19 protein-coding genes are annotated in these 22,057 nt (G+C 50.0%); 10 read left to right on the top strand and 9 right to left on the bottom strand.

Annotation, left to right across the window (positions count from 1 at the left end; translation table 11 throughout):
* The first annotated feature begins 46 nt into the window (after nt 1-46).
* Both LPW40_RS08430 and LPW40_RS08425 read left to right on the top strand, forming a co-directional pair.
* Nucleotides 47-976 (top strand): glycine betaine ABC transporter substrate-binding protein, encoded by a 930-nt coding sequence (locus LPW40_RS08430; RefSeq protein ID WP_230821817.1) that lies wholly within the window; start codon nt 47-49, stop codon nt 974-976.
* A 135-nt stretch (nt 977-1,111) separates the two neighbouring features.
* Nucleotides 1,112-2,257 (top strand): NADH-dependent flavin oxidoreductase, encoded by a 1,146-nt coding sequence (locus tag LPW40_RS08425; RefSeq protein ID WP_230821815.1) that lies wholly within the window; start codon nt 1,112-1,114, stop codon nt 2,255-2,257.
* A gap of 35 nt (nt 2,258-2,292) precedes the next feature.
* Here the strand turns inward: LPW40_RS08425 and LPW40_RS08420 are convergent, their stop codons facing one another.
* The gene (locus tag LPW40_RS08420) at nt 2,293-2,874 is read right to left on the bottom strand and encodes a TetR/AcrR family transcriptional regulator (protein WP_230821814.1); all 582 of its coding nucleotides are present in this window, start codon (nt 2,872-2,874) and stop codon (nt 2,293-2,295) included.
* 149 nt (nt 2,875-3,023) lie between these two features.
* On the opposite strand from LPW40_RS08420, the gene LPW40_RS08415 reads away from it, so the two are divergent.
* From LPW40_RS08415 to LPW40_RS08400, 4 genes are all read left to right on the top strand, one after another.
* Nucleotides 3,024-6,299 (top strand): efflux RND transporter permease subunit, encoded by a 3,276-nt coding sequence (locus LPW40_RS08415; RefSeq protein ID WP_230821812.1) that lies wholly within the window; start codon nt 3,024-3,026, stop codon nt 6,297-6,299.
* 140 nt (nt 6,300-6,439) lie between these two features.
* Nucleotides 6,440-7,174, top strand: coding sequence for an MBL fold metallo-hydrolase (locus tag LPW40_RS08410; RefSeq protein ID WP_230821811.1), 735 nt, complete (start codon nt 6,440-6,442; stop codon nt 7,172-7,174).
* Between the two features lie 121 nt (nt 7,175-7,295).
* Entirely contained in the window at nt 7,296-8,435 is a 1,140-nt protein-coding gene (locus LPW40_RS08405) for a trans-sulfuration enzyme family protein (protein WP_230821809.1), read from the top strand.
* A gap of 45 nt (nt 8,436-8,480) precedes the next feature.
* Complete coding sequence (locus tag LPW40_RS08400) at nt 8,481-9,560, top strand: aldo/keto reductase (RefSeq protein WP_230821808.1); 1,080 nt, start codon at nt 8,481-8,483, stop codon at nt 9,558-9,560.
* Nucleotides 9,561-9,616: 56 nt separating this feature from the next.
* Here LPW40_RS08400 and LPW40_RS08395 read toward each other — a convergent pair whose 3' ends face one another.
* Nucleotides 9,617-10,525 (bottom strand): cation diffusion facilitator family transporter, encoded by a 909-nt coding sequence (locus LPW40_RS08395; protein WP_230821806.1) that lies wholly within the window; start codon nt 10,523-10,525, stop codon nt 9,617-9,619.
* A gap of 169 nt (nt 10,526-10,694) precedes the next feature.
* On the opposite strand from LPW40_RS08395, the gene LPW40_RS08390 reads away from it, so the two are divergent.
* From LPW40_RS08390 to LPW40_RS08375, 4 genes are all read left to right on the top strand, one after another.
* Nucleotides 10,695-11,390: a cyclase family protein gene (locus LPW40_RS08390; RefSeq protein ID WP_230821805.1), complete on the top strand. Its 696-nt coding sequence runs from the start codon at nt 10,695-10,697 to the stop codon at nt 11,388-11,390.
* 167 nt (nt 11,391-11,557) lie between these two features.
* Nucleotides 11,558-12,565 carry a TAXI family TRAP transporter solute-binding subunit gene (locus LPW40_RS08385; protein ID WP_230821804.1) on the top strand — a complete coding sequence of 336 codons (1,008 nt, stop codon included), beginning with the start codon at nt 11,558-11,560 and terminating at the stop codon, nt 12,563-12,565.
* Nucleotides 12,566-12,599: 34 nt separating this feature from the next.
* Nucleotides 12,600-13,034 (top strand): DUF1850 domain-containing protein, encoded by a 435-nt coding sequence (locus tag LPW40_RS08380; RefSeq protein ID WP_230821803.1) that lies wholly within the window; start codon nt 12,600-12,602, stop codon nt 13,032-13,034.
* Nucleotides 13,031-15,019: a TRAP transporter permease gene (locus LPW40_RS08375; RefSeq protein ID WP_230821802.1), complete on the top strand. Its 1,989-nt coding sequence runs from the start codon at nt 13,031-13,033 to the stop codon at nt 15,017-15,019. Before LPW40_RS08380 ends, LPW40_RS08375 begins: the two co-directional genes overlap by 4 nt.
* Before the next feature lie 110 nt (nt 15,020-15,129).
* On the opposite strand, the gene LPW40_RS13730 is transcribed toward LPW40_RS08375, so the two are convergent.
* The 7 genes from LPW40_RS13730 to LPW40_RS08340 form a co-directional block, all read right to left on the bottom strand.
* Nucleotides 15,130-15,513, bottom strand: a complete 384-nt coding sequence (locus LPW40_RS13730) for a DUF378 domain-containing protein (RefSeq protein ID WP_413775998.1) — start codon at nt 15,511-15,513, stop codon at nt 15,130-15,132.
* A gap of 198 nt (nt 15,514-15,711) precedes the next feature.
* Nucleotides 15,712-16,467: an SDR family NAD(P)-dependent oxidoreductase gene (locus LPW40_RS08365; RefSeq protein ID WP_230821800.1), complete on the bottom strand. Its 756-nt coding sequence runs from the start codon at nt 16,465-16,467 to the stop codon at nt 15,712-15,714.
* Nucleotides 16,468-16,634: 167 nt separating this feature from the next.
* Nucleotides 16,635-17,243, bottom strand: a complete 609-nt coding sequence (locus LPW40_RS08360) for a helix-hairpin-helix domain-containing protein (RefSeq protein ID WP_230821799.1) — start codon at nt 17,241-17,243, stop codon at nt 16,635-16,637.
* Nucleotides 17,244-17,383: 140 nt separating this feature from the next.
* Entirely contained in the window at nt 17,384-18,646 is a 1,263-nt protein-coding gene (locus tag LPW40_RS08355; protein WP_230821797.1) for an acyl-CoA thioesterase/bile acid-CoA:amino acid N-acyltransferase family protein, read from the bottom strand.
* A 163-nt stretch (nt 18,647-18,809) separates the two neighbouring features.
* Nucleotides 18,810-19,232: a group I truncated hemoglobin gene (locus tag LPW40_RS08350; RefSeq protein WP_230821795.1), complete on the bottom strand. Its 423-nt coding sequence runs from the start codon at nt 19,230-19,232 to the stop codon at nt 18,810-18,812.
* 172 nt (nt 19,233-19,404) lie between these two features.
* Entirely contained in the window at nt 19,405-21,363 is a 1,959-nt protein-coding gene (locus LPW40_RS08345; RefSeq protein ID WP_413776003.1) for a TRAP transporter permease, read from the bottom strand.
* A 109-nt stretch (nt 21,364-21,472) separates the two neighbouring features.
* On the bottom strand, nt 21,473-22,033 hold the full coding sequence (locus LPW40_RS08340) for a DUF1850 domain-containing protein (protein WP_230821793.1): 561 nt from the start codon (nt 22,031-22,033) through the stop codon (nt 21,473-21,475).
* Nucleotides 22,034-22,057 lie beyond the last annotated feature (24 nt).

Raw genomic sequence — 22,057 nt, 5'->3', positions numbered from 1 at the left:
TGATAGGCTTGGAATTATGTGAAAATTTTTATATTTTCTAAAAACAATGGAGGGATTCATCATTAAAAATTTCAGGATTTTCGGTTTATTCACAGCTTTTGCCTTGATGCTGGTTCTTGCAGCCTGCGGCAACGGCGGGGAAGGTAACGCGGAGAGTGACGCTGAAGGCGGAGCTGCGGACGTGAGTGAGGCCGTGGATTACACGATTTACGGCATCGAACCGGGTGCAGGGCTGACTGAGCTCGCACACAACACTTTGGACACTTATGACAATCTCGACGGCTGGACGTTGGAAGAGAGTTCCACCGGCGGCATGATGACAGTGCTGAGGGAAGCGATCGACAATGAAGAGCCCATCTTGGTCACCGGCTGGTCGCCGCACTATAAATTCGTGGAGTTTGATCTGAAATATCTTGAAGATCCTGAAGGTGCGATGGGAGATGCGGAAGATGTACATACGATCGTCCGCCTTGGACTTGAAGAGGATAAACCAGAAGCATACCAGATGCTCGACCGGTTCTACTGGGAAGTTGAAGACGTGGAGCAGGTCATGTACGACGGGGAAGACAGCACATATCCGGAAGCTGCTGAAAACTGGGTGGATAACAACCGGGATGCCGTAGACGAATGGGTTGCTGACATTGAACCGGTCGACGGCGAGCCGTTTGAACTTGTTTCAATGGCCTGGGAATCCGAAGTGGCATCCGCGCAGGTCGTACGCACGGTGCTTGAGGAAATCGGTTACGATGTGACCGTCACCGACGTGGACCCGGCAGTGGTCTTCCAGGCCATCGCAAACGGTGAGGCTGATGCAACAGTCGCACCATGGCTGCCTGTGACCCAGGGCCATCACTATGAGGAGCATGAGGGAGATTTTGAAGACCTCGGACCCAACTCGACCGATACGAGAAACGGGATCGTCGTACCGGAGTACATGGATATCGAATCCATTGAAGAACTCGAGCCCGCATCTTAAAATGAATTTCAGCCGGCACCCCTCCACCCCTTTCCGGGAAAGGGGTGCTTTTTGAATATTTAACCGGGTTTCGGGTATTTATTGGTAGCATGACCATATGCATATAATGAAATCCAATGAGGAGGAAGAATATATATGGACGAGAAATACAAGCCACTGTTCAAGACGCTGCGGCTGCCGAACGGCGCCGAACTTAAAAACAGATTCGTCCTTGCCCCGCTGACCCACACTTCTTCGAATGAGGACGGCACTGCCTCGATCGAGGAGATTGAATATATGGGCAAACGGTCCAAAGATGTCGGGATGGCGATCTCAGCCGCTTCCAATGTGACCGACCTCGGCAAAGCCTTCCCCGGGCAGCCCTCGGTCGTCCGTGATTCGGACATCGAAGGCTTGAAACACCTGGCGGAGGAGATGAAGAAAAACGGCGCAAAAGCGATCCTGCAGATCCACCATGGCGGAGTGCAGGCCCAGCCGAGGCTGACGCCGGATTATGATTCCGCCGGGCCGAGCCCCATCACGCTGCAGAGCTTCGATGAAACGGAACCGCATCAATCGCGTGAAATGACGGAGGAGGAAATCCTCGAAACCGTCAAAGCGTTCGGCGAGGCCACGCGGAGGGCGATTGAAGCGGGTTTTGACGGTGTTGAAATCCACGGCGCCAACCGCTATATCATCCATCAGTTCGTCTCGCCCCATTTCAACAGGCGCACGGACAAGTGGGGGGAGGACCGCTACTCGTTTGCCATGGCGGTGACCGATGAGGTGCTGAAGGCAAAAGCGGAGCATGCCGATGAAGACTTCATCATCGGGTACAGGTTTTCACCCGAAGAAACCGAGACGCCGGGCATCGATATGGAAATCACGGAGACACTCATTGAAAAACTGATTGAGAAACCGCTGGATTATCTGCATGCATCCCTCGGTGAAGTGCACTCGAAAACACGCACAGGAAAATACGCGGGGACAGAGCGCATCGCACTGCTCCATGAATGGATCGGCGGCCGTATACCGCTGATCGGCATCGGTTCGGTCTTTACAGCCGATCAGGCGCTTGATGCCATCAAAGGCGGCAATATCGAACTGATCGGCCTCGGCAGGGCACTGCTGCTCGACCATAACTTCGTCGGCAAGATTCAGGCCGGCCGCGAAAGCACGGTCAATAATATGTTCGATCCGGAGCGGGAAGACAAATATGAGCTGCCCGAAAGGCTATGGGAGCAGCTTCATGACGGCTTCTATCCCCTGCCAAGAGTCCGCAGCAGACAGCAGTCGCGGTAAACAGAACCGGCCGTCCCAGATAACGGGCGGCTTTTTTACATCCTGTCGTTCAGCATGGCTGCCATCATCGTCTTGGCACCTGTATTCGATACTTCCTCCATCATTGCGGCCAATGTTTTCTCATCCGGCTCGCCGCATCTTTCGATCCACAGCTGGAAGACGCTGATATAGGCCGATATCTGATACTCGATGATATACTCGAACTTCTCCGGTTCCCTGATGCCGATTTCTTCGACATAGCCCATGATGATTTTCCTGATTTCACTCCTGAACTCGTACACAAAGCTCGGGTCGCCTTCCGGCCCGATCATCACCGCAATCTTCTCCCAGTTCTCCCTTATATACGCATTGGTCTTGTCAAAGGATTCAAACACCCCTGCATCATCTTTATCAAGGTGCCTCAGATGCCCGATGATCATATCCTTTTCAGGGATCAGCGAATTTTTGAAGACTTTTTGGATTTCGTAGACATCGGCGAAGTAGGCATAGAACGTGCCCCGGTTGTAACCGGCCCTGTCCGTGATCTCCCTCACCGTCATTTTGGCGAGCGGTTTTTCTTTATACAGCTCCCAGAACGCCTCCATCAGGTTGCTCCTCGTCACTTCAGTCTGACTCATTTTGGACATAACTCTGCTCCTTCCGACATTATCCCGAATATTGTTTATTGAAAGCTTACATCAATACATTTATCATTTAACATTGTACAACACGTTGTCGGGTTACACTTAAAATAAACTACTGTATATATTCAAGGAGAGAAAACAGTTTGAAACTATCGGATTTTTCCATAAAACGTCCCAAATTCACAATCGTCGTCATGATCATCCTGCTGCTGATCGGGGCCGTCTCATTCACACAGCTCCCCCTGCAGCTCATGCCGAACATCAACCCGCCCGTTGCGGCCGTCGCGACTACATACCAGGGCGCAGGGCCTGAAGAGGTGATGGAGGATGTCACCGTGCCGATCGAATCGGAACTTTCATCCCTCAGCGGACTCACCAACATATCATCACAATCGCAGGAAAACTCTTCAGTCATCATCATGGAGTTCGGTTACGACATGACCATCGATGAAGTCGAAAGTGACATCACCCGTGCACTTGACGGGGTCGATCTTCCGGAGCAGGCCGGGGACCCGGTTTTCCTGGAATTCGACATCTCCATGCTGCCGAGCATCCAGATGGCAGTGACCTCGGCCGGTGAAGACGTCGTCGACTACCAGGACCAGGTCGAAGACCTCATCTCTGAACTGGAAAATATTGAAGGGGTCGCCTCCATCACAGAGAACGGCTCAATCACCGAAGAAGTCCAGGTGAACCTCGACATTGACGCACTTTCTGAATTCGGCCTTTCGCAAAACGATATCGCCGGGATCATCGAAGCCAATAATGTCACGATACCCAACACCACAATCATAGATGAGGAAGAGGGGCAGGCGATCTCCACCCGGACAGTCAGCAATATCGACGGGGTCGAAGAACTCGAGGCGCTCGTCATCACCAATCTGCCGGACGGGGAGTCACTTGCTGTTTCCGATGTCGCTGATGTTTCCATCGGCGAGAAGGACAACAACATCATCACAAGGCTGAACCAGGAAGATGCCTTATCCGTCGATGTGATGCTTTCCTCCGATGCGAACGCATCGAGCGTGAATAATGAATTCAATGATATTCTGGATGAAAAGCTCGCCGAAGATGAATTCAGCAATCTGAGAGTGGAGACCTTATATGATGAAGGTGAATTCATAGACATCGCGATCAACAGCGTCTTCACCTCCCTGATCCTCGGGGCGGTGCTCGCGATGGCCGTCCTGTTCGCTTTCCTGAGGAACCTGAAGGCGCCACTGATCATCGGTCTGGCCATCCCGTTTTCGGTGATCACGACATTCGCACTGTTGTTCTTCACCGATATCAGCATCAACCTCATGACGCTCGGAGGCCTCGCCCTCGGCATCGGCCTGCTCATCGACAACTCGGTCGTCGTCATTGAGAACATATACCGCCACCTGTCGATGGGCAAGTCACCAAGGAAGGCGGCGAGTGACGGAACGAAAGAGGTCGCCACCGCAATCACTGCAGCGACCATCACCACAGGCGCCGTATTCGTCCCTGTCGTGTTCGTCACCGGCCTGGTCGGGCAGCTGTTCACCCCGCTCGCCATCACGGTGGTGTTCAGTTTATTCGCATCGCTCTTCGTCGCACTGACTGTCGTGCCGATGATTGCAAGCCGCGTGCTGACTGCGCCGAAGGAAAATCTGGAAAAAGCAAGAAGCGAAAGACCTTATATGAAATTACTGGGCAGACTTTCACGCTGGACGCTCAGGCACCGCCTGATTGTTTTAATCGTCACCGCACTGTTGCTCGTCATCGGCATCGTCGGCATATATGTCAAAGGGCTCACATTGATGCCCGAAAGTGATGAAGGTGCACTCACCATCGAAGTTGAAAAAGAGCAGGGCACCATCTACTCCGAAACCCTCGAACTCGTTGAGGATATCGAGGAGGAACTCGCCGGCCACGATGAGGTGGATATTTACCTGAGCAATGTCGGCTCCCAGCAGATGATGTCCATGACTGAGGAACCGCACAGAGCCATGATCACTGCAACGCTCGTCAGTGCAGGTGACCGCAGCATCACGACAAATGAATTCGTCGACAGCATCGAGGACGACATCGAGGCTCTGGATGAGTCGGCTGAAATCAATGTAAGCCCGATGTCCCAGACGGGGATGGGCTCCGAACCGAATACACTGACACTCAATATTTCGGACGACAATCCGGACCGCCTCGTTGAATCGGAAGAGACCATCATCGCTGAACTGGAGGACGATGCAGATATAGACAGTGTGTCGTCCAGCCGTGAAGATATGGTCGAAGAGATGCAGGTCGCAGTCGACAGGCAGGCGGCAAGGGAGAACGGCCTTCAGCCCTCTGAAATCGGCTCTGCCCTTTACGATGCCTCAAACGGCGTCTTTGCTTCCACCGTCGAGACGGGCGGGGATTACCTGTCCATCAATGTGAGGTATCCTGCGGAATTCCATGAAAGCCTTGAAAATTTCGAGGACATTGAAATACCGAACGGTGAAGGCGAGTATATCGCGATCAGCGAAGTGGCAGATTTTGAAGAAGCTGAAATCCTTCCGGTCATCAACCGTAATGAAGGCGAGCAGACAAGTGAACTGCTGGTGAGTTATTCTTCATCCATGTCACTCGACCAGGCCGGCAGCCATGTGGAGGACATCATCGCCGATGCGGACTTCAGCGATGAAACCTCCTACTCGATCGGCGGGGATCTGGAAATGCTCATGGATGCCATGCCCCAGATGCTTCTCGCTCTGATTCTCGGGATCATATTCATATATCTTGTGATGGTCGCGCAGTTTGAATCATTCAGGCACCCGTTCATCGTCATCATCGCCATGCCGCTCAGCATCATCGGTGTGATGGTTGCACTGTTCATCACGAACAGTCCTTTGAGTGTGGTCGCTTTCGTCGGTATCATCCTGCTGCTCGGCATCGTGGTCAACAACTCCATACTGCTTGTGGATTACACCAACCAGCAGAAGGAAAAAGGCATGGGGACGCTCGAAGCACTTGAACTGAGTGTGCAGCACCGCTTCAGGCCGATCGTCATCACCGCACTCACCACGGCACTCGGCATGCTCCCGCTTGCACTCGGCCTCGGGGAAGGCGGGGACATGATCGCACCGATGGGTACGGTCGTGATCGGCGGCCTTGTGAGCAGCACGATCTTCACACTCTTCGTCATCCCGGTCTTCTACAGCTACATCGACAAGGAAACCCGGAACATGCATAAAAAGTATGTGACGCCGGACGGGCAGGTCATCACCCAGAAGGAAATCGATGAGAATAAGCGCAAAGAAGAACAGCAGGAAAATCCGGCAGATGAGTACGACTATAAAGAGCCGGATGAGGACGCGCCTGAAATCAGGGAATATGATGAGGAACCGTCCCGCGAAGATTATATCGAGGAAATGCAGAAACTGATCGATAAGATAAAGAACGACCGGTCGGATAAATAAAAATCTTAAAACTGAATCATGACCCCCTGCACATCATCTGCAGGGGGATTTTTTTAAATGCTCATATATAATTATGCATTCATCCGCTTGTTTAAACATTCATGGGGGTATAGATAAGAAATGGCTCCGGGGGTGAAATCATGAAAGTCACTATTGTAGGCATGTGGAGCAGCTTCCCTAAAAATAATGAGCCATCTTCAGGCTATCTGGTTCAAAAAGATGAGGCCACCGTGCTGATTGATGCCGGCAGCGGTGTTGCGGCCCATGTCCAGGACTATATCAGTATTCATGACCTTCACCATCTCATCCTGACGCATTACCACCATGATCACGCAGGGGACCTGGAAGCGTTCATGCAGGCGCGGCGGCTGGCAAGGCGCTTCAAGCACCGCAAGAGGCACCTCAACCTGTACGGGCCGGGGACCGGGGATCCGGTCAGGCTGATGAGGCGTGCAAGACACAGTAAGTTCCATCCGATCAAACCTGACAGCAAATTTCAGATCGGACCGCTGAAGTTCGAGTTCCACCGCAATGCACATCCTGTGGAAACTTATGCCGTCAAAGTGACGGATGATACAGGGGCGGTCTTCGTCTACACTTCAGACTCGAGCTATAACGCGGGTCTTGTACGTTTTGCATTCGGTGCCGACCTGCTCTTCACCGACTGCAGCTACTATGAAGGATTTGATGCACGGAGCGACGGGCATATGAACGCAGCGGAGGCGGGCCGGCTTGCGGAGAAATCCGACGCAGCCCTCACCGTGTTGACGAACCTGCCGCACCGGGGGGCACTGGAAGCCCTGCTCGACAGCGCCGTCCAGCAGGGGGGCAAGGATATCAGGCTCGCGGAGGCCGGGATGGTCTTTAATATTTGACCGGCTGATGATTTTTAGGGAATGCAAAAGGGCCTTTTCAAGGCTCTTTTTATTGAATTTAATGATTACTCCGCCAATAAAATATATAATGATTTTATATTATGAAAAATGAGGGATATTTATGCGTTTTGAAACGAAAGCCGTCCACGCCGGACGCGGAATTGATCCGGTCACGGGGGCTGTGACCACACCAATCCACCTCTCGACGACATACGAGCGGTCGGAAGACGGTTCATATACCGATGGATTCATGTACTCGAGAGGGGACAACCCGAACCGCCGTTCACTGGAAGAATGTCTGACTGCACTTGAAAATGGGCATGACTGTGTAACTTATGCTTCGGGCATGGCGGCCATAACATCGGTGATCGAGGCACTGCCCGAAAATCAGCCGAAACGGATCGTCATGGCGGACGATATGTATTTCGGCGTCCGCACATTGCTGATGGAGACGGATATCGGCAGAAGATATGATATCGTCACGGTCGACATGACAAATCTTGATGAAGTGAAGAAGGCGGTTGAAAGCGCAGAGACGGGCCTCATCTGGATGGAATCCCCGTCAAACCCGCAAATCAAGATCATCGATATAGAAGCCGTGGCCGGAATTGCAAAGGCCGCCGGCGCCTATTCGGTGATCGACAATACCGCCGCGACACCGATGCTGCAGCAGCCGCTTTCCCTCGGTGTGGACTTCTCGCTCCATTCCGTGACCAAGTACATCGGCGGCCACAGTGACCTGCTGCTCGGTGCGGTCATAGCGAAAGAGGACAGTGAGATGCTTGAAAACCTCCGGACTGCCCAGCATGCGAAAGGGGCGGTCCCGTCCTCATTCGACTGCTGGCTTGCGCTCCGCGGTGTGCAGTCACTGTCTGCAAGACTTCATATGCAGTGCAGGAGTGCCGCAGCAATCGTGGATTTCCTCGATGCCCACGAGAAGGTTGAAGCGGTTTATTATCCGGGGCTTAAAAGCCATCCGGGCCATGAAATCGCCGTCCGTCAGATGAGCGGCTTCGGCGGACTGTTGTCCTTCCAGGTGAAGGGTGGCGCCGCGGAGGCTTTGAAGGTGGCAAACACCGTCGGCCTCATCACACAGGCGACGAGCCTCGGCGGTACGCACACTTACATCGAGCACCGGGCCTCGGTAGAGAAAGAATTGACGAAGGCACCGGACAACCTGCTGCGCCTCTCAGTCGGCCTTGAACATGTGGAGGATCTAAAAGAGGACCTTGATCAGGCTCTCGGCCATATTACGGTTTAGAACTCCGGTGCTGCGGGAAAAACCCATGTAATGGAGGGATGAAAGATGGATTATACATTACTGGGTGACTCGGGGCTGAATGTTTCAAAATATGCCCTCGGCACCATACCGTTCAGCGGCACGAATGGCTTCGAAGCTGCGGGCGGCATGTCACAGGAGACGGCGGATGAGATGGTGGATTACGCCCTCGACCAGGGCATCAACCATTTCGACACGGCAAACCTGTATGCCATGGGAGATGCGGAAAAAGTGCTCGGCAGGGCGATCCGGGATAAACGCCGGGAGATGACGATCGCGAGCAAGACGGGATTCCGGCTCTCCGACAACCCGAACGACGTCGGAGCAACACGCATCAACATCGAAGCATCGATCGACAGGACACTTCAAAGGCTGAACACGGATTATCTCGATCTGTATTATATCCATACATGGGACGGCCAGGTGCCCGTCGCTGAAACGGTGCAGGCGATGAACGACCTGATCAGAAAAGGGAAGGTCCGCCACTGGGGCGTGTCAAACTACAGCGGCTGGCAGCTGGGCAAAACCCATACGTACGCCGCAGAAAACGGCCTGATACCTCCGGCGGCCCATCAGCTCTACTATACGCCGGAAGCACGTGAAGCGGAATATGAGCTGCTGCCTGCCGGCCGTGAGCTCGGGATAGGCAATACGATCTGGTCGCCGCTCGGCGAAGGTTTGCTGACAGGCAAAATTTCGAGGGATGAGAAAGCACCGCCGGGCACGCGCCAGGGGGAAGGATGGGCAGAGCCCTACATCAAAGATAAGGCACTGTTATTCGACCTCGTCGATCTGCTCAAGGATATTGCAGCACGCCACAATGCCACTGTGCCACAGGTCGTGCTCGCATGGATGCGGGAGAGGCCGAATGTCGACTCCGTCATCATCGGTGCACGCAATATGGAACAGTGGCGCGAAAATGTTGCGTCCTACAACCTGGAGCTCAACGATGAGGAAGTCACTCAGATCAATGACCTGACTGCTCCCGACGCCATATACCCATTTTGGCACAGGGCCATGAATTCAATGGAAAGGGCGTCCGATCCGGAAAAGGTCTACCTGGAATCCTACAATGAAATCATGGAAAATAAAGATCAGGAAATATAATGAAAAACACTTCCACATGATATTGTGGAAGTGTTTTTTCATTTTCTCCCGTCCTTCTAATCTTCCGTCTCATCAAAGTCATAGGGGTTTACGTGGACATTGACGTCCCTCACGATATCGTGTTTCCTGATCAGCTGCTGTTTCACGTTCCTGCCGATCCTGTGGCCGTCCTCCACGGTGATGGAGGCATCCACCGATATTTTAATATCGACGATGACATAAGATCCATGGGAACGTGCACTCAGTGCATCGACCTGCACCACTTTATCGACTGACATCGCCGTATCCATCAGACCCGCGGCCTCCCGCTCATTCAGGACCACTTCCAAAGTCATGCTCACCGCTTCCTTGGCGAGCTGGAAACCCATGTACATGATGATGACCGCGATCACTGCACCTGCGATCGGATCGAAAAATTCGAGGTACGGTATATCATAACGGGCCCCGATGAGCGTGAGGCCGACGCCGACGAGCGCGACGGCAGATGAAATCGCATCCGTGCGGTGGTGCCAGGCATCCGCAATGAGGGCGGGGCTGTTGATTCTGGTCCCCAGCCGGTATTTATACTGGAAGAGTATTTCTTTGACAATCAGTGAAAAAATGATGATATAAAGCACGATCATCGACGTGACCTCATTCGTCGTATCCGACCATATCGATGAGATGGAGTTGTACATGATCTCAAAGCCGACGACGACAAGCAGTATCGCAACGATCAATGTTGCGACATTTTCAGATTTTCCGTGCCCGTACGGGTGCTCCCGGTCAGGCGGCTTCTGCGCGGCCCTGACACCGATGTAGACGGCGATCGAGCTCACCACATCCGATGCGGAATGGGCGGCATCCGCGACGAGTGCACGGCTGTTGCCCATGATCCCGCCGATCCCCTTCACTACCGCCAGGATGAGGTTTACTATGATCCCTATTATTGTTGCCCGCTGCGCTTCCTTATACCTGTTGGTCATTTATATAACTTCCTTTACAGAGCATATTTCCCCGTCATCTGAATCATACCTTACATAGCCTGCTTCCACTTCATTTTAACATCATACTTCAATGAGGTTCCAATCCGTTTAACAAAAAGTATGATGAAAGGTATAATCAGGTTAAATTCAGAAAAAAGGGGAATGGATGATGTCAGTAAAATATGTTGATTTGGGCTACCCCATTTATGAAGGGATGCCCGTCTTTCCGGGACTGCCGGAAGTGAAAGTCGAACTGAAGGAAAATCTGGAAGCGGGGGACCACTGGAACGGCAGTGTGCTCACCACCTACCTGCATGCGGGCACCCATGTCGATGCACCCTTCCACCATTTCAGCGGGGAGGGCCTCGGCATCGACAGCATACCTGCGGAAAATTTCGTCTATGACAAACCGCTGATGCTTGATGTGCCTGCACAAAAGAAGAATGACATGATCACCATCGAACAGCTTGAAGCATACGGCGATGCGCTGCACGAAGCGGATATCCTCATATTCAACACCCACGCATACAAGAAGCGTGACGCCGACTTTGAAGCTTATGCCGACGGCTTCAGCACGGTCAGCCCGGAAGCGGCGGAATATATCCGGGAGAAGCTCCCGAACATCAAAGCAGTGGCCATAGATACTTTAAGCATTGAAAACATCCCCATCGGCAAGACCAACAACTTCAGGACCCACAAAGCATTTCTCGATCCTGAAAAGCCCAACGGCACCATACTGATCTATGAGGACGTCAATCTCGCACCGATCGTCGGACAGACCATCAGACAAATCTACTGCACGCCGCTCAGGATCGTCGGACGGGATGCCAGCATATGCAATCCGGTCGCCATCATAGAAGAATGAGAACGCTCCATTCAGCGGGCCACGCTCCGGTCATCACCGGGCGTGGTTTTTATTTTATTTCCATAATCCATTATTTGAAATAAAAAGATAATTTAAAAAGTTAGCGTTTTCATTTAGTAGAACCTCTGCTATAATTTGACTTACAAACTAAAAGGGAGCTGAAACTCATGATTTTCAAAAAATATCTGGCTTTAATTCTTGGCGCAACGCTGTTCCTGGCTGCATGTGGAGACGACGGGGGCGGTGAAACCGCAGAGGAGCCGGCTGAAGAAGGAGAAGAGTCTTCAGAAGAAGGTGACGGCGGCTCTGCAGAGCTTGAAACGAATATCGTGACCATTGCGACCGGCGGATCATCAGGACCTTACAACATCATTGCAACGACGCTGGCTGACGGATACAGCAGTGAATTCGGAGTGAACTCCAGAACCGAGACGACGGGTGCTTCTGCAGAAAACCTGAACCTCATGGCTCAGGAAAGCGTGGAAATGGCATTCGTCATGAGTGATGCACTCGTACAGGCAGTGAACGGTGAAGAAACATTCACCGAGCCGATCGAGAATGTACAGCAGGTCGCAGCTTTGTACCCTAACTTCGTACAGCTCATCACGACTGAAGGTGCAGGCATCGAAAGTGTCGAAGACCTTGCAGGCAAACGCGTGGCAGTCGGCGACCAGAACTCAGGTGTTGAAATCGCCACACGTTCTGTGCTGGATGCACACGACATGTCATATGACGATATCAGCGTGGATTACCTGGGTTACGCAGAAGCTGCAGAAGCCATGAGGGGCGGCCAGCTCGATGCGGCGTTCCTGACAAGCGGTCTGCCGAACGCTTCTGTGATGGAGCTTGAAAACTCCGTCGACTTGAAGATTGTACCAATCGAACCTGAAGTGGTGGAAGGCATGGAAGAGGATTACTTCACATCGCTCGAAATCCCTGAAGATACTTACGGTAACGAAGAAGCGGTGCCGACTGTTGCCATCATGAATGCATTGGTCGTAAGATCCGACCTCAGCGAGGATGATGTCTACAATCTCACGAGATATATGTTTGAAAACCTGGAGTCTCTTGAAAACTCACACCAGGCAGCAGCAGATATCAGTATTGAAAACTCAATGGATAATATGGTCATAGACGTTCATCCGGGAGCACAGCGCTTCTACGATGAGCAATAAGAAATTATGGGTGGCCTCGGGGAGCATTATTACAGTGCTCCTCTTATTTTTCCTTTGGCCGAGATCTGCACTGATCATCGAGGCGGAAGGTTACACTCCGGTGTGTCTGAAGCCGGAAACATTCGAACTGCACTGGATCCATTCCATCGAACATGAAGAATGGTATGAAGTATATGAGGTGGAAGGTGAGGATCTTCTTCTCACCAGGACCTACTTCAAAACATTCGGGGCCGGTGTGCCGACGGATTCAGAAGTGCCGCCTGAGATTACAGACGATGGCTTCGTCGAATTTACGGTGAACATCACTTATCCTGAATTGAATGTGAATGTTTCCGAAAATGTTAAGACCAGGATCGTCCAGAGCAATCATGAGCATTTACTTTACGAAATGTATGAACCAAACACTTCGGTAAATATCAGCATCGGCAACAAATCAGTATTTTGCAATTCACAGGGGGGGTTAATATGACAAAGGAGCCACAGGTGGCGCCTGATACCCAGGAAGTTCTGGAGAAATATGATAGAGATGCCACCACAAGACAATTCAACAGTAAAACCATTTTTTGGATCGTCACCATCATTGCAGTATTATATTCAGTATTCCATCTTTATATGGTATTCAATCCGATGCCGGCACTGCAGCAGCGTTCCATTCACGTTGCCGTCGGTCTCGCATTGATTTATATGCTCTATCCGATGTTCAAAAGCCAGGACCGTACAAAACTGCCTTTGTTCGACTGGATTCTCGCGGGATTGAGTTTGTTCACTGCAGGCTACATACTGGCGGAATACCAGGCCATCGTCACTGAACGGGGCGGTATACCGAACAATATGGATATTGCGGTGGCGATATTGGCAGTTGTACTGATACTTGAAGCGGCAAGAAGGGTGACCGGGTTGATTCTTCCCATACTCGCCCTCATATTTTTGGCGTATCCATTCTTCAGCCATATGGATTTCCTGCCAAATATGATGCTCACCAGACCTTACAGCGTCGGGGATATATTCGGTCAGCTGTACTTGAGTACGGAGGGCTTATATTCCACCGCAATCGCGGCCTCGGTCAACTTCATTTTCCTGTTCATACTATTTGGAGCTTTTCTCCAGAAGTCGGGTATGGGGCAGTTCTTCAATGATCTTGCCATGGCCCTTGCCGGGGCGAATAAAGGCGGACCTGCAAAAGTGGCCGTCGTATCCAGCGGATTCATGGGGAGCATCAACGGTGCAGCCGTCGCAAACGTGGTCAGCACCGGCGCATTTACGATCCCCCTTATGAAAAAGGTGGGATACCACCGGAACTTTGCCGGAGCGGTGGAAGCGAGTGCCTCCGTCGGCGGGCAGATACTGCCGCCAATCATGGGGGCCAGCGCTTTCATCATGGCAGAGACGACAGGGATCAACTACGGTGTGATCGCACTTGCGGCCGTCCTGCCTGCGATCCTGTATTACTTCGCAGTGATCATGCAGGTGCATTACCGGGCGGGCAAACGCGATCTGAAGGGCATCCCGCGGGCAGATCTGCCGAGGATCAAAGAAGTCCTTAAAGACAGGGGACATCTGCTCATCCCGATTATAGGGCTGATCATCATGCTCTTCATGAACATGCCAATCCCAAGAGCAGCGATCTACACGATTTTCCTCACGATCATTGTAGCTACGCTCCGGAAGACGACACGCATGTCGGTCCGGGAGATATTCGATGCGATGGCAAGCGGTGCCCAGCAGGCGCTGAACGTCATGATCGCCTGTGCTGTGGTCGGCATCATCATCGGGGTCGTTTCATTGACCGGCTTCGGTGCAGTGATGACATCTGCAATCGCAAATATCGGTGCAGGTTCACTCTTCCTGACACTGTTCTTCACGATGATTGCATCAATGGTGCTCGGTATGGGGCTCCCGTCGATTCCAGCCTATATCATCACAGCAACGATGGCAGCACCTGCCCTCGCTGAATTCGGCATACCTATACTGCTTGCACATATGTTTGTATTCTACTTCGGCATATTCGCAAACGTTACACCTCCAGTGGCACTCGCAGCCTTCGCCGGAGCGGGCGTCTCGGGCGGTGATCCGATGCAGACCGGATTCCAGGCACTGAAACTGTCCATAGCAGGTTTCCTCATACCGTTCCTGTTCATTTATGAACCGGCACTGCTCATGGTCGATGTGGAGGGGCTCGCCACAAATGCGAGGGAATACCCGCTCGCAGGCTTCTTTGATATCGCCCTGGTCGTCCTGACGACACTCATAGGATTGACCGCACTGTCGGCAGGGCTCGAAGGTTTCTTCAAGACCCATCTCGATGTGATATCCAGAGCCATCCTGATTGCTGCGGCGCTCCTTTCAGTCGTGCCGGAACCGATCACCGATGCTGCAGGTATAGCGGTCATAATCGTTGTACTCCTGCTGAACTATATGAAATGGAAGCGGCAGGATGCACCAGCGACATCATAAGTGGAGATTCACTTAGAGATATATATGTAAATAAAAAAGGATTAAGCGATGGGAAACCAAAGCTTAATCCTTTTTTTATGTGTTTTAAAATCACTTCGTTTAAATTGCTGTTATCTTTCTGAACGGTTTCTTGGATTGTTTGGATCGTCCGGATTGTTCGGGTCTCCAGCTCTGTCTGTACCGCTCACTGAATCATTTACATTCGGATCTTTAACTCTGCCTTCAGCGTCGCGTCCGTCAGTGCGGGCTGATGAATCTGTACCGGCAGTTGCAGTCGCTGCACGTGGTTCCTCATACTGATCATTAATATGCTTGAAGAACTTAAGTGAATACAACGCTGCAAGACCTACTAAGATGTAAACGATCTTGGAGAGAATGGCATCCTGTCCTCCAAATAACGAAGCAACAAGATCAAATTCAAACAAGCCGACAAGCAGCCAGTTCAAACCACCGATGATGACAAGCGCCAAAGCAATCATGTCTAATGCTTTCATGATGTTCCTCCTTAATAAATTTGTACTAGTCCACTTGTTCCCTCCCTGAATTGATATAAACGTAAAATACATAGATTTAGTGAAAGCATCTCATCGAATTGGCAGAGGACCTTAGAGAAAATACCTTGCGGCACACCAATATTAGTGCTGATTATATATGTTTTCTCAGCCATCTACTTGTGGAGTGTGCTTCATATTTTAATCCAGGACATCAGGTGTCTCAGGTACAATCTGGCCACCATCCACCACCAGCGACTGGGCTGTGATATATCCAGCTTCCTTCGAAGCGAAGAAAGCAACGGCTGCACCGATATCTTCCGGTTTGCCAAGCCTCTTCAGAGGCACCGATTCCGCCCCTTTGTCATATAAAACACCCAGTTCCTTCTTCAATGTTTCTGTACCAACCATACCCGGTTGTACTGCATTGACCGTCACGCCATATTTAGCATACTCCATCGCTGCATTTCTCATATATCCTAATATCCCGGCTTTTGTTGCACCATAAATCGAGCCTCCGGGGTAGCCTGTGATATCTCCTGTAATGGATGAGGTTAGAATTAACCTTCCATAATTTTGTTCCTTCATCGCTTTCAATACAGGTTTTGCCGTGAAAAAGAGCCCCTTCAAGTTGATGTTCTGTATTTTATCCCAGTCCTCTTCCGTCATGTCTTCAATCATGACTTCAGGATAAATGCCAGTGTTGGCAGCGAGTATATCGATCTTGTCGTATTTTTCTAGTATTTCTTCGACAACTCGTTCTGCGTTACCTGGGTCTGTTACATCCAGCCTGAAAAATTCACCATCGATTACTTCTGCCGTTTTCTCACCTGCTTCCTCATCAATATCACAAATCATCACTTTTGCTCCGGCTTTAGTCAGAGTTTCCGCGATTCCTTTACCGATTCCGTTCGCACCGCCTGTAACCATTGCAATATTGTCCGTCAAATCAAACACTAAAACCAGCTCCTTAATATATTTTCTTTTATTGATACGTTACCCCTTTTTCTGAAGTGTCATCCTAATCCCATGCGCCCTTTCCTGTAACGCTATGCATTACCTCTGAAAACGCATAATGACGGGCTTCAAAGATTTTCTATAACACTGAAATAACGCATATAAAATCAGTTATGAAGAGATTGATTAAGCTGTTGTCTGACTTCAAAGAAGGTGACCTTTTGAATCAAGGCATTTTTCTTATGGCTGTTGAACTCGAGGAACCATGCCAATTCAATGCTTTCACCTTTTATTGTTACAGCTGAACCGTAGGCAGCGCCTTCTTTACCATGGATGATGATTGATTTCAAATCCATCATTCTTATATCGTGCCTCTTCTTTAGGAGGTGCTGATGAATTTCTTCCATCCCCTGTAATTCCTTATCAGGGAGTATGTTAAGACTCATGTCTTCATCACAGGTCATCACAAAACCATATTTATTTCCTTCCACATAAGAAATCGCAAAGTCCCTGATGATTTCCCTCTTCGGTGCGTTGTTGCAGTCCAGACTGCCGAAGACGATGAAACCTGGAGTGAAGGGGAGTGGTTCATGCTTTCTGAACGCAAGGTCTTCTCTTTCCAATTCGTTCTCCAATGTACTGATGGCTTTCGGGCCGATGCCATGGATGCGGGATAAACTTTCCTTATCCACACGGGTGAGCTGCTCCAGATTTGTGACACCGATATTCTTTAATGCATTCGCTGCCGGCTTACCTATACGGGGAAGTGATGTCATGGTATCCCTCCTCTTTTCGATCAATAATACTGACAATATGTACCTAATGATAATTACCCGGGAAATATCCTTCCTATGCCGAGTCCGGACAAAAGTTTAAAAAACAGTGATTTCAATATCAAATGAAATCACTGTTACTTTTAATTATTCCGATTCAGGAACTCCAGAATCTCTTCCAGGGATTCTTCCGCTGCATATGCATTCTCCCGCTTGGTGCCCCCGAAATCTATAATCATCCCATCCACATTCATCAGGACATTGGCAGGCATCTGGTTAAAGCTGTATGGAAAAGAGATGAAGTGGCCTGCACCGGGATAATCCAGGTATCGATCGGCCTTATTGTTCCTTTCCTTTTTTATTTCACCGCTGAAAGATGTTGAAGGCCACAGCTTATCCTCGCCGCCTGAAATAATGAGCAGCGGTGCATCGATTCCCGTTACATCGATTTTATGATCAGCTGCTTTTTTCCGCTTCAGGGATTTCTTCCATACATCCAGGAAATAGAACGGACGCTTCTTAATATAGTTTTTGATGGTGGAGAACATGAAACTGACCGGGAATTTCATTTTCAAATAGGGCAGTGCTTCACCGTCATGCGTCCAGCCGGTTACCGGGGCGAAAATACCGCCTTTCATACCTGAAGTGACATAGTTCGAACCTGCTCCTGCAATGATGGTCTGATATGAATTGAATGTCTCTCCAAGCAGCAACGCAAGCTCTGCACCTTTGGAGTAGCCGATCAGATTTACTTTGCCATCGCTTTTTTCATGATTTGATAGATACCCGGAAGCTTGCTTAAAGTAATTTAGATCGACGTTTTCCAAATGTTCATTTAACCCTTCATCATTGAAGTAGGACAGGGAGAGGACCAGATAGCCTTTACCTGCGAGATAAGCTGCGGCATGGGCAGTGTTGCCGCCATCCGATCCGCCGAGTATCATGACGGACGGATAAGTGCCTTCCTCCGCCGGAGCATACAGATTACCCTTCAGTTCAGGGTGTTCTATCTCGAGTGCTACAACCCTTTCACCTTTAAACTGCAGCATCACTTTTTCTGCAGCCAGTATTTCCTCATCGCCGGTGACATAAATCGTCGCTTCCATATCTTCATCCGTTTTTTTAATAAAGTAGTCATCCTGCTTTGTGTCTTTTCTGACCATCGACCAGAACAGTCCGGTGCCGTCTGCATGCTCATATGTGCCGTTGAGCGGTTTAGCGGTGTCCAGATCTATTCTGCCGCTCTGATCAGATATGAATTCGGCACAGGAACGGAACATTTTACCTTCCTCATCTGCAAGTTCCATGCTTATTTTGACCTGCTGCCCCGGTTCCGAAGTCATTACCTTAATATCTATCAGTTCATCTATCATCAATTTATTTTTATTGAGTGTAATTTCAGCCATTTCTTCACCTGCTGTCATAATTTATGTATCACTGCATTATACTTCGCCATGATTAAATTTTCATGAATAATGGGTGAAAATCACCAAAAATTTACTGGGCTATCATAAAAGAAACACTTCCCGGATTCAGACCGACAGGGGAAGTGTTCCTTTATGTTTTGCATCATTTGATCGTACCGCTGATGACTTCTTCTTTATGTGCCGCAAAAGCCTCCAGCACTTCATTTTTTTCTGTTTCAGGCACATTGAAGTGATCGAGCGTATCGGCGAGGACTTTGCCTGCTGCGTCAAATTCTTCTTCAGTCAGTTTCATATCATAGTGTGTCGGTTCCAGATCAAGGGAATCATCGTTCGGTTCTGTGCTCACGTAATGATACGGGCCGCCCGCTTTTTCACAGACCCACAAGGTCGTCAGCACTTTAAAGCCGGGCTCACGCCACCTTCTGTTACTGTACCAGTCTTTGAGGAAAGGGTTATCGGACTGTTCCCCCGCAACGGGGTCTTTCGCCAGTCCCTCCGCAAAATGTTCCACCACTGCTGCAATGTTGTAAATGCCGCCTAAACGTTCATACAATGACTTTTCCATCATACACGGCTCCTTTCATATTCTTATTCATCAAAATCCTTCCCTTGATTATGAAATATTACACCTTATGGATAAGTGTATCATATGGGTTTTCTCTTATCAATTTCTCCATTAAAAATCCCATGCTCAAGCATGGACCCGCTTGAACATGGGAGATTTTAAAAGTTTCTTGTCATGACTGGCTGGCAGCCTGTTCTTTTTTATTTTTACCGAACGTCGGCCCGCCTTTGATGACGAACTGCAGAACGATCAACAGGACGAATATAGGAATGCCGATGACATCGGAAGGCAGTCCCGGATACATAAGGAAAATTCCCGTCAGGAAAGCGATGATCCTGACATACCAAGGAATCTTCCTGTACCAGTAGCCGACCATACTGGCACCTATTGCATTCATCCCCATCAATGCCGTAAGGGTAATGAAAGCCACTTCGCCAAAGGTGGTATCAATCATTAATATCTGCGGCTGGAGTACGAACATGTAAGGTATGATGAATGCGGCTATTGCAAGCTTGACCGCATTCCCTCCAGTCCGCATCGGTTCCCCTCCGGAAATACCCGTTGCGGCGAAAGCGGCAAGGGCCACCGGCGGGGTGATGTCTGCAACGATACCGAAGTAGAATACGAACATATGCGCTGCAAGCACCGGCACTGCGACATCCAACTGGTCATTCAGTGCCAGAATCGCAGGCAGTGCAATCGTCGAAGTGATGATGTAGTTGGCCGTCGTCGGTGATCCCATACCAAGGATGATGGATGCGATCATCGTGAACACAAGTGTCAAGATCAATTGCATCTCAACATTGAACGCAAGTGTACCCGCGATATCGACCAGCATATTCCCGAATTTCAATCCGAGTCCGGTCCTCGTCACAACACCGACGATGATGCCTGCACAGGCAGTGGCTGCGGCCACTCCTAGTGCTGTACGCGCACCTGATGTAAGGGCGATGATGAATCTGCCGGGAGTGATTCTTGTATCTTTACGGAAGAGACTGACGAGTATCGTGATCGCGATACCGTAGAGTGCCGTCCTTTCAATACTGAACCCCTGGAAGAGCAGCCAGACGATGGCTACAATCGGCAGAAGCAGATGTATCTTCTTCAATACTTCCTTTTTAGGCGGAAGCTGATCCTCCGGCAGGCCGAGGAGGCCGATCCGTTTGGCTTCGAAATGGGTCACTATCCATATACCGGTGAAGTATAGAAGGGCAGGGATGGTTGCAGCTTTCGCGATGTCCCAGTAGCTCTCACCGGCAAACTCGATCATCAGGAACGCTGCTGCTCCCATGATCGGCGGCATAAGCTGGCCCCCGGTGGAGGAAGCTGCCTCTACGGCCCCGGCAAAGTTTTTATGGTAGCCTAGCCTCTTCATCATTGGAATCGTGTAAGAGCCTGTGGTCACCGTGTTGGCAACAGAGCTTCCTGAAATCGTACCATTCAGGGCACTGGAGAAAATCGCCACTTTTGCCGGCCCGCCGGTCCTTTTTCCGGCAATGGCCAGAGCAAGATCGTTGAAATATGACCCGACCCCCGTCTGGACGAGGAAGGCACCAAACAGAAGGAACAGGAAAATATAAGTTGAAGATACCGCAAGCGGCGTACCGAGGATACCTTCTGTGGTGAAGAACATCGACGTGACCAGCTGGTTCAGGCTGAGCCCTCTGTGGGCTAGAGCCCCCGGCATATACGGTCCGAAATATGCATAAATGAGGAACGCGGCTGCCACGATGACGATAGGCAGGCCGACAGCCCTTCTCGAACCTTCCAGTACAAGCAGGATGGCTATGCTTCCGATGACGAGTTGGGCTTCGGTCGCGCCTCCAAGCTGCTGCACGATGGTATCGTAATATACCGGCCAGTATCCACAAACTATTATCGATAATATTACAAGGATGTAATCGTACCAGGCAACCTTCCCCTTAGGGCCGCCCCTTCTTGCCGGGAACAGCATGAATATCAGGACAAGGGCGAAGCCCAGGTGGACTGTACGCTGTACATAAGCTGTATATTGTCCGAACATTCCCGTATAGATCTGGAATACTGAAAATGCGATAAGTATGATAAAGACAATTTTTCCAATGATACCGGTGAGATTCCTCGTGTTGGATTCCGCATCATATTTTTCCATCAGTTTAGCCTGTTCTTCCTGGGAAAGTTCTTCTCCCCCGGCCATTTTTTCTTCTATTCTCTCATTTTCCCGTTCCAGGTTTTTCTGTTCTTCCTGCTGTTTCTTTGAATCACTCATGGATTCTCACCCCTTGTATCATTTGCCATAATGATAAATTATCTATTTGTATAGTGAACCATGCTCCGGGTTCGAAGTAGTTATTGAACTCTGTAATATGCTCATGATCCGGTCCCCAGACAAGCCTGTGCTCAGAGACGGCCTTACCGTTCCTCAATTTGATTTCCGGGAAGACATTGTTCATGTTCGTAATATGATATTTACCGTCTTCAGAATGAAATTCTTCTTCCCCTTGAGCATTGGCCGGCATGCCGATCCCAAACTCTTCATAAATCATTTCATACTGTTTTATATGCTGATTTTCCAAAACGACGTATTTTTCCACCACATCGGTCAAGTGGATGGAGTGGGTGAAGATGATTTGAAAAGTTTCCTGATTCTCCAATGGGAGATAAGCCTCTATTTCACTGGTGTTCTCCTTATAAAAAACAAGAGACTGTTTCACAGGAATAAACAACACCAATAGGGCGGCAAATGTCAGAACCACTATTAAGATTAAGACTTTTTTCATAAAAATACCTCTTAACAAACGGATTGACCGGAAGTCATCCATTTAAAGCAAGATTGACTGCCGGTC

Source organism: Salinicoccus halitifaciens (assembly GCF_021026095.1).
GTDB lineage: Bacteria > Bacillota > Bacilli > Staphylococcales > Salinicoccaceae > Lacicoccus > Lacicoccus halitifaciens.
This window is presented reverse-complemented; position numbering and strand designations above follow the sequence as displayed.